The sequence below is a fragment of the Flavobacterium adiutor genome (genome assembly GCF_048282555.1).
GTDB lineage: Bacteria > Bacteroidota > Bacteroidia > Flavobacteriales > Flavobacteriaceae > Flavobacterium.
This window is the reverse complement of record NZ_CP182487.1, coordinates 758,087-772,825: the sequence shown is the minus strand read 5'-3', so window position 1 is coordinate 772,825 and position 14,739 is coordinate 758,087. Positions and strand designations below refer to the sequence as shown.

The window sequence follows — 14,739 nt, the reverse complement described above, 5'->3', positions numbered from 1 at the left end:
CTCACTTTATGAAAAATATACTATTTGCTTTCCTGCTTTTTTCCGCAACATTATTTGCACAACAAAATGATAAAAAATGGGCAAAAGCGATCACTTACGAAAATGAAGGCAAAATCAAGTCTGCAAATGAAGTAGTTGCGAAAATTTATAAAAAAGCAGTTGCCAAAAAAGATGAAGTACAAATGATAAAATGCTTTTTTTATCAGTCTAAGTATATTCAGATACTTGAGGAGAATGCACAAAATAAAATTATAACTAATCTTAAAACAGATATTAATCGTGTTTCCATTCCATCAAAAGCGATTCTGAATCTAATTTATGCCAAATACCTGAAAGATTATCTAAATTACGGCGAGCCATATGCAGTTGACAGCACAGCTGTTGTAGTTGATTATGCTGCTGCAGTTGTGGATAGTGCAGCAGCGTTGATCGACGAGGCTGTTGCCCAAATTGATACAACTGCAGTAGTTATTGATACTGCTTATGCCTCCATAGACTCTGTAGCTGTTCCCCAATCAGATTATATACCAACGAAAATGATATCAGAAAATGATGTGATAGCGGCTTTTGAAAAAACATTAGAAAATGAAGCAATTTTAAAAGCTACTCCGTTGATTAATTACAAAGCTGTTTTCGATTTTCTTGTTTTAGAAAAGTTCAAAAAAGAAAATTTATATAATTATTTACTTCAGGAAAATATTGATTTTTATACTGAACAAATACAGCGCTGGACAATTCAGGAAATTGATTTTATCAATCAAAGAAACTACCTCTTAGGCAATTCTGAATTATTCTTAAACCTTAACCTGGATCTTGTAAAAGAAGGGAATGCTAAAAAAGTTTTATCATTGTATAAAAAAAAAGAAGCAAATGATCCATCAATTGAGAATCAATTTAAACGTGCTAAATTTTGCTATAATTATTTGCTTAAATCCGATGAAAATTTCAATACCTTTTTAGATCAGCTTGAAAAAGAAACTCAGGATAAAAACCTTATTCAAGATATAAAACTGCAAAAAGCAGAGATCCTGATTGAAAAAGCGTCTAAAGAATTGTATCCAAACAATAATATTGAAGCTCTGAAAATAATCGATGAGATTATAAAAATCGATGATGATTCAAATGCTTCAAAGCTTGCTTCCTTAAAAAAAAGAGAAATTATTTCAAAACTTCTGTCTGTAAAACTTCAAAAGAATAGTTATCAAAATGAAAATACCAGAGCATATATTAATTATAAAAATGTAAATCAATTTACAATTTCTTTTTACAAAATTGATTTATCTAGAATGATCCAATTTTACCAATTATCTGAATCCAAGAAAGATAGTCTGGTTAATTTAATTATTCAAAAACAAAGCAAAATAAACTCGAAAACCTATAATTTAATTGATCAAAAAGATTATTTCAATCATTCGACCGAAGTATTATTACCAAAATTAGACATCGGGAATTATTTAGTATATTTCGAGAGCGATTCGGATACTAAAGATCAAAAAGCGTCTGGTTATGAAATAATTACAACTTCGAACATTTCAGTACTCGCTTCTAAAAAAGATCAAACTGAAACGTATCAGGTTTTAGATCGAAAAAGCGGAAAGCCTCTCGAAAATGTTACTGTAGAGTTTTCTGACAAGATTTCCAAAACGGATGTTAACGGGCAAGCATCCTTTCAGATTATGAGTAATGATTACAATTACAAACCAATTAAATTTTCGCATGCGAATGACAGTATTATTATTCATAAAAATTATATTCCGTATACGCCGAATTACAAAATTACTAGTAATGAAAAAACAAATACAAAAGTTGAGTTTTACTTAGATCGCGCTATTTACAGACCTGGTCAAACTGTTTATTTTAAAGGAATTGCTTTCCAGAAAGATAAAACTAAAACAAGTATCAAGGCTAACACTTTATATAAAATTATAGTAAATGATGCAAACTATCAAAACATAAAAGAATTTGAATTAAAATCAAATGAATTTGGTTCTTTCTCAGGAGAGTTTGTATTGCCAAAAACAGGAAGAACAGGTAATTATCATATTAAAGCGCAAAAACCGGATGACATACAAGAAAATGATATAGCTTCTTGGAATAATGCTATTTTTGAAAACTCCGCACATTATTTTACCGTTGAAGAATACAAACGTCCAAAATTCGAAGTGACTTTTGAACCTAAAAAAGAAAGCTTTCAGCTTAATCAGTCTGTTAAGATAAAAGGAAATGCAACAGCTTTTGCCGGAAGCAACGTCTCTGATGCTATTGTAAAATATACCGTAAAAAGATTTACGAGTTATTTTAGAAATTATTTTGGTAATGAAGAAAATGAAACCTTAGCTGCAGGAGAAACAAAAACTGATGCCTCAGGAAAATTTATTATTGATTTTACAGCCTTGCCTTCGAAAAACAATATAAAAGAAAAATTACCCATTTTTAATTACGTAATTGAAGCCACGATTACAGATATAAACGGCGAAACACATTCGGCACAAACTACAGTAAAAATTGGCCATCATGATTTAATATTAAATGCCCAAATTCCAGATCAAATTGAGACCAAAAATAAAAATGAAATTATACTAAGCAGCACCAATTTAAATGGAGAATTTTTGGCTACCAAAGGCGAAGTCAAATTGTATTTTTTAAGTTCTTTTTCAAATAAATTCAAGCCCAGAATTTTTGACAAACCTGAAATTGAAATAATCTCAAAACAGGATTTTGAAAAATTATTCCCGCATGAAATTTCAAATGAGACCGCTACAAAAGCTTCAGAAACTTTATTGTTTTCAAAAAAAATCGATACTCAAAAAGACAAAAAATTAGTTCTGGATTTCATCTCTAATTATAAATCCGGGAATTATAAAATCGTATTTTCTGCTAAAGACAGTTTTAATAATCCTATTGAAACGACATCAAACTTTAGTATTAAACAAAGTAAAGAGAAATTCAATCCTAATAAATTATTTACTACTGAGCAGCTAAACAATGATGCAAAAAAAGATGGATATGTTCTTGTAAAATTATCATCTGTAATCCCTGAATTATTTATTATCGCTCATGGAAACTATGAAAGTAAAGTTTACTTTGAGGATGTCATCCATTTACAAAACCACGAGACAACGGTTAAAATTCCATTAAAAAGTGAATTCGAAAAACAACTAAAATTAGGATTCGAATGTGTTTTTGAAAATGAAACTTTCACAAATCAAATCGACATTATTCTTAAAACCACTGAGCCTAAACTAGAATGGATTGTTGAAAGTTTTCGAAGTAAAATACAACCGGGAACTTCAGAAAACTGGTCTTTCAAATTAAACGGTCTTAAAACCAAAACCGAAGCTGAAATTCTTGCATCTATGTATGACAGCTCTTTAGATCAATTTTCTGTAAAAGACTGGAATCTTTTAAATCTTAATCGGTACAATTCTAATTATGCTAATTTCAAAACCAAATTAGGGTTTGATAATACTTACACAACTGTGGAAAATTTAAATGAAATGTATCCACAAATTAATTTTAGTGATGAAGAAACAAGATTAAAATGGTTTGGCTTTGACTTTTACAACAGCAGATACACAGACCTTGGCATCACTATTACCGAATTAAAGGATAAAAAAATAGGAAGTGAAACAATTAAAGGAGATGCTGACGCCGCATTTGCTCCCGAAGAATCTGTTGGAGCTGGAGCTATAAATGAAATAAGGCTTGATGCTGCAGCGTTTAAAACAAAAGTAGATCAGGTAAAATTTGTAAAACCTGTTTTTGTCAATTCAAAAGACAGCCTGAATCCTGAATATTATTTTAGATCAAGTAAAATAAAATTTATACCAGGAAAAAAAATTATCAGCGGTCTTACTAATCTGGTTATTGATGAATCTGTATTATATATTATTGATGGAACAATAGCGACTGTTGAAGAATTTAAAAAACTAAATCCAGTAGATATTTTAGATATAGCAATTGTAAAAGATGAAGAGGCAAAAGCCAGTTACGGAGTTAAAGGTGAACATGGCGTCGTTATTATTACAACAAAAAAATCTCTGGAAGAATTAACTCAGGTAAAAGCCCGAAAAAATCTGTCTGAAACCGCATTCTTCCTTCCTAATTTAAAAACAGATTCTAAAGGAAAAGTGAGTTTCAATTTTACTTCGCCTGAAGCTCTGACTGCATGGAAATTGCGTTTATTGGCGCATAATAAAGATGCGGTTTCCGGTTATTTGGAAAAAAGTGTAGTGACACAAAAAGAACTCATGGTTTTACCAAATTTACCACGATTTTTTAGGGAAAGAGATACGATTGTTATTAGTGCCAAAATTTCGAATATTACTGCTGAAGCCAAAACCGGAATTTCAGTTTTACAATTCTTTGACGCTACCAGCATGCAGCCCATTGATGTCAAAATGCTGAATGCTGATAATATAAAAAACTTTACAATTCCTGCCTACGGAAACACAACGGTAAACTGGAAGATCACAATTCCGGAAGGTTTACAGGGTGTTCAGTACAAAATCCTAGCAAAATCTGGTAATTTCTCTGACGGGGAAGAAAACATACTTCCGGTTTTGACCAACAATATGCTCGTTACAGAAAGTATTCCGATTTGGGTTCGTGAGAATGCTACCAAAGAATACACATTTGCGAATTTAAAAAACAATACTTCTACAACTTTAAGAAACCATCAGTTTACTTTAGAATACACTTCAAACCCAACCTGGATTGCGATTCAGTCATTACCTTATTTAATGGAATATGAACACGAATGTGCTGAGCAGACTTTTGCACGATTTTATGCAAATGCATTGGCTTCTGAAATTATTTCGAGTAATCCTAAAATCGCAACTGTTTTTGAAGACTGGAGAAAAAATGGAAAACTGAATTCTAAATTAGAAGAAAACGAAGAATTAAAATCAATTATTCTGGCAGAAACACCATGGCTGAATGATGCATCTCAAAGCGAAGACGAAAAGAAAAAGAATCTGGCTCTTTTATTTGACTTGGGAAAAATGAAAACATCGCATGAAGCTACTTTTGAAAAATTAAAAAAGAAACAAAAAAGTTCCGGAGGTTTCCCATGGTTTGAAGGTGGCGATGAAAGCGAATATATCACCAGACATATTTTGGCAGGTTTAGGACACTTGTCAAAACTAAGCAAAGACGAAAAAAACACTTCTAAAATTGCTGAAATTACCAAAATCGGAATTCCGTATCTGGATCAAAAGTTTTTAGAATATCATAAAACAAGAGTCCGTAATCTTAAAAAAGAGAATAAATTAATTTGGCTTAATCCGTATTCTGATTTGCATTATCTCTATACCAGAAGCTTTTATTTAGAGAGTTATCCACTTTCAGATACTTTAAAAAAAGTAACTAAACGCTATTTCGAAAGAGCAAAAGAAGAATGGCTTACTTATTCTATTTATGAAAAAAGTTTAACAGCATTGGCTTTACATCGTTTTGGAGAAAAAGAAACTGCCAAAAAAATTATCGAAAGTCTAAAAGAAACTGCCTCCAATAACGAAGACTGGGGTATGTACTGGATTGCCAATAAAGCAGGATGGTACTGGTATCAGGCTCCAATTGAAACTCAGGCGTTATTGATTGAGGCTTTCGCCGAAGTGAATCACGACACCAAATCTGTGGATGCAATGAAAGTCTGGTTACTAAAAAACAAACAAACCAAAAACTGGCCAACAACAAAATCAACTACCGAAGCAATTTATGCATTACTGCTGCAGGGAACCGACTGGCTTTCTGTAAAAGATAATACCGTAATAAAATTAGGAGATGAAAAAATCATGACCAAAAAATTAGCCGAAAATGAAAAAGAAGCTGCAACTGGTTATATTAAAATGAACTGGAAAGCTGAAGAGGTGAAAAAAGAAATGGCTTCGGTAAAAATTGAAAACAAATCTAAAGTTCCAGGATTTGGAGGTCTTTACTGGCAGTATTTTGAAGATCTGGATAAAATAAAAAATAACTCCGGAGCGGTTTTATCTGTTGCCAAAGAATTATATCTTAAGAAAAACACTTTGAAAGGTGATGAATTAGAAAGAATTACAACTAAAAATCCTTTAAAAACAGGTGATTTGGTAACGATACGATTAGTTATTACTACCAAAGAAGATGTAGAATATATTCATTTGAAAGACATGCGTGCTTCTTGTTTTGAGCCTGTAAATGTACTCTCACAATATCAGTACAAAGATCGATTGGGTTATTATATGAGTACCAAAGATGCTGCAACACATTTCTTTTTTAATCAAATAAACAAAGGAACTTATGTTTTAGAATATGACATCAGAGTAAATAACAGTGGAGAATTCTCTAATGGAATTACAACTATTCAAAGTATGTATGCCCCTGAATTTGCAAGTCATACTAAAGGAATCAGACTAAAGGTTAATTAATAAGACTTTGTGAATCTCTAAATTAAAACTCTAAAATTAGCTACATTTGTATTAAATAGAATTATTATGGTAACAGATATTAATCAATTAGATTTTAACAAAACGTATTCTTATGCCGATTATCTTACCTGGAGATTTCAGGAAAGACTTGAAATCTTTAAAGGAAAAATTTCAAAAATGAGTCCTGCTCCAAGCACTTCTCATCAAAAAATAGCGGGAAATCTGCATGGAATTTTATGGAATAGTTTTAAAAATCGTCCTTGTAATTTATTTAATGCTCCATTTGATGTTCGACTGCTAAATAAAAAAAAATCAACAAATGACAATGAAATTCTCACTGTAGTTCAACCTGATATATGTATAATTTGTGATGAAAATAAATTAGACAAAAGAGGTGCATTCGGTGCACCAGATTTAGTAATAGAAATACTCTCACCGGGTAACTCGAAGAAGGAACTAAAATATAAATTTGATTTGTATGAAGAAGCAGGAGTTTTAGAATACTGGATTGTAAATCCCGAAGACAAAACCTTTTTAATTTATGTTCTTAGAGATAATGAATTTATCGGTTTACATCCGTTAATTGAAGAAGATAAAATAAAAAGTCCGTTATTTCCTCAATTAGACTTTATACTTGAAGAAGTATTTGCTTAAAATAAAAAACCCGACAGATTTGAAATTTGTCGGGTTTAATTTTTAAAACTAAATTGAGACTATTTTGTAATCGTCAATTCGTCGATAATGTTTTTAGCTCCGGCGTATTTGTCAATAATCCAAAGCACATAACGAATATCTACGTTGATTGTTCTTTGTAATTTAGAGTCGAAAATTACGTCACCAGCCATCGCTTCGATGTTTCCGTCAAAAGCGATTCCGATTAATTCTCCTTTTCCATTAAGAACCGGCGAACCAGAGTTCCCTCCTGTAATATCGTTATCTGTAAGAAAGTTGATTGGCATATAACCTGCCTTATCAGCATACTGCCCGTAATCTTTTGCTTTGTTCAATTCTAATAAACGAGCCGGTAAGTCAAATTCCTGATCTCCTGCTTTATACTTTTTCACCATACTTTCCATTGTAGTATAATTGTTTATTTTAGCATCGTTACGAGGATCTGCAGGTAAAGCACGAACTTTTCCGTAAGTTAATCTTAAAGTTGAGTTTGCATCCGGATATTTAATTGCATTAAGTTTTGACTCTCTTAGTCCTTCTACCAATAAACGGTAAGCGGTTGCAAAACCATCATCTGATTTTGCCTGATCATCTGATTTATTACGGTATTTTGTGAGTAAATCATTAGAGATTATATACAAAGGATCTAGTGGAAGCGCAGCCGGTTTTGGGCTTGCTAAATATTCTAAAACTTTCTCTTTAGATGCAAAAAAACTGTTTTCAGTTGCTTTTGCTATATCAGCAGTAAAATCACCATTATTAGCCGCTTTCATTTTAGCGATTTGTGGAGCTAATCCATATTCCGCGGCTTTAGAGGCATATAAATTTAACTGTGCAGTTAAAACCCCTTTCTCTAAAGGAGCATAAAATTCGCCATAAATATCCTCAACCATTGTGTTGATTTTTGGCAGCATTTCTGCTTTTTTTGCATCATTTTCTTTAGAGTACGCAATTAGTGCATTTCCTAAATTTGCAGGTGCTGTAGCAAGAGCTGAAGTACGCAAAAGCTGAATCAGGTAATTATCGTGCGTCGCTTTTAAATTTGTTTCTCTGTAATAATCATTTATTGTAGGAATTACATTCTCATACTTTTCTTTATTAGCAGGCTTACTTGCCCAGTCGTAGAATTTATCTTCCTGAGCTGTCTTTACATCTACAGTTCCTGCTTTTGTTAAAGCGTCAATCATTCCCTGACGGTTTTTCCAGTAATTGGCTGTGGAAGCATATTTTGAAGCGTACTGTAAACGAACAGTGGCATCTTTATCCATATACTTTTTCATTACATCCATTCCGGTTTTTGCACCTTCGACCCATGCAGGATAAGCATATTTTATGTTTTGCTCAATTCCGCCAGCAGGCATCCAACGGTTTGTTCTTCCCGGATAACCTAAAATCATGGCGAAATCATTTTCTTTTACTCCTTTAATACTTACGGGTAAATAATGTTTCGGCTGTAATGGCACATTGTCTTTAGAATATTCTGCAGGATTACCATCTTTGTCGGCATACACTCTGAACATTGAGAAATCACCTGTTTGACGAGGCCACTCCCAGTTATCCGTATCTCCGCCAAATTTACCCACGCTTTCAGGCGGTGTTCCTACTAAACGAACATCTTTATAATCCTGATAAACGAAATAATAATATTCATTTCCCTGAAAGAAAGGACGAACAGAAACCGTATATTTTCCGCCTTCATTATTTTCTTTTTCAATTAAAGCAATTTCCTGCTGAATGATTTTGTTTCTTTCCGTTTCTGTCATTGCAGGATTTACTTTTGACAAAATTCTTTTTGAAACATCATCCATACGTACGAAGAAACGAACGTACAAGGATTTTGGTTTCAGCTCGGCGCTTTTTTCTTTTGCCCAGAAACCGTCTTTCAGATAATTTTGTTCCGCAGTTGAAAGTTCTGCAATGGCGTCATAACCGCAGTGGTGATTGGTTAAAACCAAACCGTTTTTAGAAACGATTTCAGCAGTACAGCCTCCGTTAAACTGCACAATGGCATCTTTTAAACTGTGGTGATTAATACTGTAGATTTCTTCGGCTGTTAGCTGCAGACCCATTTTCTGCATGTCTCTATGATTCAATCTTTCGATAAACATTAAGAACCACATTCCTTCATCGGCTCTTACAGGAAATGCCATCAGGCACATCGTTAAAAATAAGACTATTCTTTTCATCATAATATTTGAATTAGTATTGCGAAGATAATTCATTTCACAATCATAATACTCAATTTACATTGAAAATGAAATTTAGGAATCTTATTTTATTATTATTTTGCGAATTTAACATTCTCAAAAAAACAAAAAAGGTGTCCTGAAAAAACAGCACACCTTTGAAAAAACTTATTATCTTTTTACTCGTTAAGCATTTTCCACAGCCTATCTTTCAAATCAGTCAAACCTTGCTGTGCAACAGATGAAATAAACATATACGGAACATCTTTGAAGGACACATCCAATTCGGCTTTTAATTCGGTTTTTAATTCATCGTCCAGCATGTCGCATTTTGAGATGACCAAAAGACGTTCTTTATCCAGCATTTCAGGATTGTATTTCGTTAATTCGTTCACCAGAATATCATATTCGGCTCGAATATCCGGCGTATCAACCGGAACTAGAAACAACAAAGTTGAGTTACGTTCGATATGTCGCAGGAAATAATGTCCTAACCCTTTTCCTTCTGCAGCCCCTTCAATAATTCCCGGAATATCAGCAATTACAAAAGACTGAAAATCTCTGTACGCTACAATTCCTAAATTTGGTTTTAAAGTTGTAAACGGATAATCGGCAATTTTTGGTTTTGCTGAGGTTAATACAGACAATAAAGTAGATTTTCCTGCATTTGGAAAACCAACCAATCCAACGTCTGCTAAAACTTTTAGTTCCAGAATAACGTCCATTTCTAAACCTGGCAAACCAGGCTGTGCATAACGAGGCGTTTGGTTCGTCGAGCTTCTAAAATGCCAGTTTCCTAGACCTCCCTTTCCTCCTTTTGCCAGAATCTTTTTTTCGCCATGTTCTGTAACTTCAAAAAGTGTTTCTCCGGTTTCCTTGTCTTTTACAACAGTACCAAGCGGCACCTCAATGATTTTATCTTCTCCGTCTGCACCAGTACTTCTGTCAGAACCACCGTCTCCACCGTGTCCTGCTTTAATATGGCGGGCAAATTTTAAATGAAATAATGTCCAGAGACCTTTATTGCCCACTAAATATACGTGTCCACCACGTCCTCCGTCACCTCCGTCAGGTCCTCCTTTTTCAATAAATTTCTCCCTATGTAAATGCGTAGATCCCTTTCCTCCTTTTCCGGAAGAAACGTATATCTTAACGTAATCTACAAAATTTCCTTCTGTCATTTTTTCTTATTTATGTTTAGTTTCAGATTTCATCTTCCAAGTTTCAAGTTATGCAGTACGCTAACCTGAAACTTGAAACATTTTAAACTTGAAACAAAATTCTCTCTACTCTTTTAATGCTTTTACAAGGACTTTATCAATCTTTACGCCGTCCATGTCGACAACTTCTAATACAAATTTTTGCCAAATTAACTTTTCCCCTTCTTTTGGAATATGTGATAGCTCAGTCATAATCATTCCGCTTACGGTGTTTACTTCGTAATCGTTTGTTAATTCGTCTAATTCGAAATACGTTAAGAAATCGTGTAATGAATAATGTCCGTCAACCAGCCATGAGCCATCTTCTCTTTCTATGAGCTGAAATTCGTCTTTGTAAAATTCAGATGCGTCACCAACCAGAGCTTCAAGGATATCATTTAGGGTAATCATTCCCTGAAAGACGCCATATTCATCAGAAACTAATGCATAATGAACACCCGTTTTCTTGAAATTTTCCAAAGCTTTGTAAGCAGTGGTTTGTTCCATTAAATAAGGCGCTTCTGTCATTATAGTAGCCAGATCAAAATTATCTTTTTCGATATTGGCAAAAATATTTTTTAAGGTTACAACCCCAACAATATCATCATAATTATCCTTGTAAACCGGATAAACTGCATGCAAATCCTGAACTACCAGTTCTTTAACTTTAGCTTTGTCTTCTTTTAAAGGGAGCATATCTACTGACTTACGGTGTGTCATTAACGAGCTTACTTTACGGTCTCCAATATGAAAAACACGCTCCACAATATCCTGTTCAATTTCCTGAACTTCCCCTACTTCGGTTCCTTCTTTGATGATGGCTTTAATTTCTTCCTCAGTAACTTTTCCGTCAGCAGTTGGTTTTATCTGAAGAACATTCAGTAAAAAATCTGTTGACGAGGTAAGCAGCCAGATAAAAGGTGCTGTAATGATTGAAATTACTTTCATTGGCATGGCTACCATTTTGGCAATTGATTCAGGATAATTTAAACCAATTCGTTTTGGAAGTAATTCACCTAAAACCAATGAAAAGAAAGTTAAAACAACAACCACAATTCCAACCGCAACTGAATGCGCGTAAGGTTTTAAAACTTCGAATCCGCTAACAAAGATTTCGACATCCATTGTGATTTTATCCCCTGAATAAATACCTGTCAAAATTCCGATTAAGGTAATTCCGATTTGTACGGTTGATAAAAATTTGTTTGGAGAATTGGCTAAGTCGAGTGCCGTTTTAGCGCTTTTGTTTCCTTTTTTTGCAGCAGTTTCAAGTCTGTTTTTTCTTGCCGAAATCAATGCGATTTCTGACATCGAGAAAACTCCGTTTAATAGTATCAGAAAAAATATTATTAGTATTTCCATTTTTAAGTTAAAAGTTAAAAGTCAAAAGTTAAATGTTTTGAGTATTTCAAATTTCCTCCTAACATTTAACTTTTAACTTCAAAACAGATTTATTACAAATTATCTATAACTGACGTTAATCTTTCTGTAATTTCTTCAATAGTTCCGATACCGTTTACGGCATGAAATTTATTCTGCTCTTTGTAATATCCAATTAACGGAGCTGTTTTTTCATTGTATTCCTGATATCTCACACGAATTTTGTCTTCATCCTGATCATCAGCTCTACCACTTGTTTTTCCTCTTTCAAGCAAACGTGCTACTAAAATTTCGTCATCAGCTTCTAAAGCAATTGTAGCGGTAACTTCTGAACCAATTGTTGGCAAAAATTTATCTAAAGCCTCAGCCTGATTGATTGTTCTTGGATATCCATCAAATAAAAACCCTGCTGTATCAGGATGTTTTTTCACTTCATCAATTAACATTGCAGTTGTTACTTCGCAAGGAACCAACTCTCCATTGTCCATAAAAACCCTTGCTTTTTTACCTAGTTCAGTATCATTTTTTAAATTAAAACGAAAAATATCTCCTGTTGAAAGGTGTGTTAAATTGTATTTTTCTTTTAAAAATTCTGCCTGAGTTCCTTTTCCTGCTCCCGGCTTTCCAAATAAAACGATGTTAATCATAATGAATGTAATTGTTGTGACTCCTTATTTTCAAGAAGTTTAAAATGAATATATAGTTGTGTTTGTTTAAAATTATTCTGCTAACTTATAGATTTCCGGTAAATTTCTTCCTAAACCATTATAGTCTAAACCGTAGCCTACAATGAATTTGTTTGGAATCCTGATTCCGACATAATCTATTTTGATATCTTTTTTATATGCTTCCGGTTTAAAGAACAAAGTTGCAATTTTAAAATGCTTTACATTTTGCTCCTTAAACTTCTGTTTTAACTCTTCGATTGTGTTTCCTGTATCAATAATGTCTTCGATGATAACCACTGTTCTTCCTGAAAGATCCTGATCGATTCCGATTAATTCTTTAACCGAGTTGGTACTTTGTGTACCTTCATACGATGCCATTTTAATGAATGAAACTTCGCAGGGGCTCTTATATTTTTTCAAAAAGTCTGCCACAACCATAAAAGCACCGTTCAGAACACCAACAAAAATGGGGGTATCATCTCCAAAATCATCTTCTACCTGTGCCACTATTTTAGATAAAGCAAAATCAATTTCTTTAGCTGAAATAAACGGAACAAATTGTTTATCGTGAAGTTGTATCATTATTTTTGTTCTTTAAAATAATGGACAAAGATACAGAATTACTACCAAAGTGTAAGTATCAAAATTTTATAGCAATAGTACTTTTTTTAAAATGTTAAATATCAGTTAATATTTACAAAATTTTTGAAGTAACTCTTTCATAATCATTAAATTGTTGTTTGACTAATATTTAATCAAAATCACCATGAAAATCACCATACAATTATTATCTGTATCCTTATTAACTGCAATAACAGCCTGCAACGGGCAGGTAAAAAAAGAAGAAAAAGAAGCTCTGGCCAAACAGCCTGCCAATGTTGTAAAAACAGCTATTGGAAATATTACACTTCCTCCTCCTTATGCAACAGAATCTAAATCTAAAAACAGTAAAGTAATAGGCTGGCCGGAAGGAAAAACACCAAAAGCACCGGAAGGATTTACGGTTACAAAGTTTGCTGATGGATTTGAGAATCCACGTTGGTCTTACATTGGGCCAAATAATGACATTTTTGTTGTTGAAAGTGGTACAAGAGCAAGCAAAAACCAAATTATAGTTTTACGGGACAAAGATAAAGACGGCGTTTTTGAAACCCGCGAAATCTTTTTGAAAGACCTCAACAGACCTTTGGGAATGCTTATCCTGAAAGACTTTTTTTATGTGGCCAATACCGACGGACTTTACCGCTATCCCTATAAAAACGCTCCATTGAAATTAGAAACCAAGGGAGTCAAAATTGTGGAACTCCCAGCTGGTGGATACAACAATCACTGGACCAGAAGCCTGCTAGCCAACCCTGAAGGAACCAAAATTTATATTGGTGTGGGTTCAGGAAGCAATGTGGGAGAAAACGGAATGGATAAAGAAATTCGACGCGCAGCCATTTTAGAAATCAATCCTGACGGAACCGGAGAAAAAATTTATGCTGAAGGCCTTAGAAACCCTATGGGAATGGACTGGAATCCTGCTAATAAAAAAGAACTCTGGACCGCAGTGAATGAGCGCGATGAACTGGGTGATGATTTGGTTCCGGATTATATTACAAGTGTAAAAAGAGGTGGGTTTTACGGATGGCCCTATTCTTATTTTGGAAATATTCCTGATCCGAGATTAAAAGGCGAGCGAAAAGACTTAGTCGAAAAAGCAATTGTTCCTGATGTTCCGGTTGGTGCACATACTGCCTCTTTGGGATTGGCTTTTTATACGAAAAATGCTTTTCCGGCGAAATATAAAAACGGGGCTTTCGTAGGACAACACGGTTCCTGGAATCGTTCTGTAATTTCCGGTTATAAAGTGCTGTTTGTTCCTTTTAAAGACGGAAAACCATCCGGAAAACCGGAAGATTTTTTAACCGGATTTATTTCCGACGCTGATAAAGCCGAAGTTTACGGACGTCCGGTTGCAGTAACCGTTATGAATGACGGATCCCTTTTGGTGAATGATGACAGCGGGAATACAATTTGGAAAGTGACAGCTAATAAGTAAATTCCAATCTCATAATTATCGGGATAAATTCCAAACTTTACGCTGATTTTTAAACACATAGAAACATAGTATTTCCTGAACTTCAAAAAAGGCGTTTCACTTGTTTTAAAACACATAACTATTGTGCGTTTTTTGCACATGAAACGACTTTATACACAAACCAAAGCTATGTCTCTATGTGTT

The 14,739-nt window shown here is 33.7% G+C and carries 8 protein-coding genes; 3 read left to right on the top strand and 5 right to left on the bottom strand.

The genetic code is table 11. The features are described from left to right. The first annotated feature begins 8 nt into the window (after window positions 1-8). Window positions 9-6,407, top strand: coding sequence for an alpha-2-macroglobulin family protein (locus ACNC7R_RS03195; RefSeq protein ID WP_417939568.1), 6,399 nt, complete (start codon window positions 9-11; stop codon window positions 6,405-6,407). A gap of 63 nt (window positions 6,408-6,470) precedes the next feature. Continuing rightward, entirely contained in the window at window positions 6,471-7,061 is a 591-nt protein-coding gene (locus ACNC7R_RS03190; RefSeq protein ID WP_417943124.1) for a Uma2 family endonuclease, read from the top strand. Window positions 7,062-7,120: 59 nt separating this feature from the next. Here the strand turns inward: ACNC7R_RS03190 and ACNC7R_RS03185 are convergent, their stop codons facing one another. From ACNC7R_RS03185 to hpt, 5 genes are all read right to left on the bottom strand, one after another. Further along, on the bottom strand, window positions 7,121-9,265 hold the full coding sequence (locus tag ACNC7R_RS03185; RefSeq protein WP_417939567.1) for a S46 family peptidase: 2,145 nt from the start codon (window positions 9,263-9,265) through the stop codon (window positions 7,121-7,123). Window positions 9,266-9,444: 179 nt separating this feature from the next. Next, window positions 9,445-10,446, bottom strand: a complete 1,002-nt coding sequence (obgE, locus tag ACNC7R_RS03180; RefSeq protein ID WP_417939566.1) for a GTPase ObgE — start codon at window positions 10,444-10,446, stop codon at window positions 9,445-9,447. Window positions 10,447-10,551: 105 nt separating this feature from the next. Beyond that, on the bottom strand, window positions 10,552-11,826 hold the full coding sequence (locus tag ACNC7R_RS03175) for a hemolysin family protein (protein ID WP_417939565.1): 1,275 nt from the start codon (window positions 11,824-11,826) through the stop codon (window positions 10,552-10,554). A gap of 92 nt (window positions 11,827-11,918) precedes the next feature. Continuing rightward, on the bottom strand, window positions 11,919-12,491 hold the full coding sequence (locus ACNC7R_RS03170) for an adenylate kinase (protein WP_110305572.1): 573 nt from the start codon (window positions 12,489-12,491) through the stop codon (window positions 11,919-11,921). Between the two features lie 72 nt (window positions 12,492-12,563). Then, window positions 12,564-13,094 carry a hypoxanthine phosphoribosyltransferase gene (gene hpt, locus ACNC7R_RS03165; RefSeq protein WP_417939564.1) on the bottom strand — a complete coding sequence of 177 codons (531 nt, stop codon included), beginning with the start codon at window positions 13,092-13,094 and terminating at the stop codon, window positions 12,564-12,566. A 184-nt stretch (window positions 13,095-13,278) separates the two neighbouring features. On the opposite strand from hpt, the gene ACNC7R_RS03160 reads away from it, so the two are divergent. After that, a complete protein-coding gene (locus ACNC7R_RS03160) occupies window positions 13,279-14,556 on the top strand; it encodes a PQQ-dependent sugar dehydrogenase (RefSeq protein ID WP_417939563.1) in 1,278 nt (425 codons plus the stop codon). The last annotated feature ends 183 nt before the right edge of the window (window positions 14,557-14,739 follow it).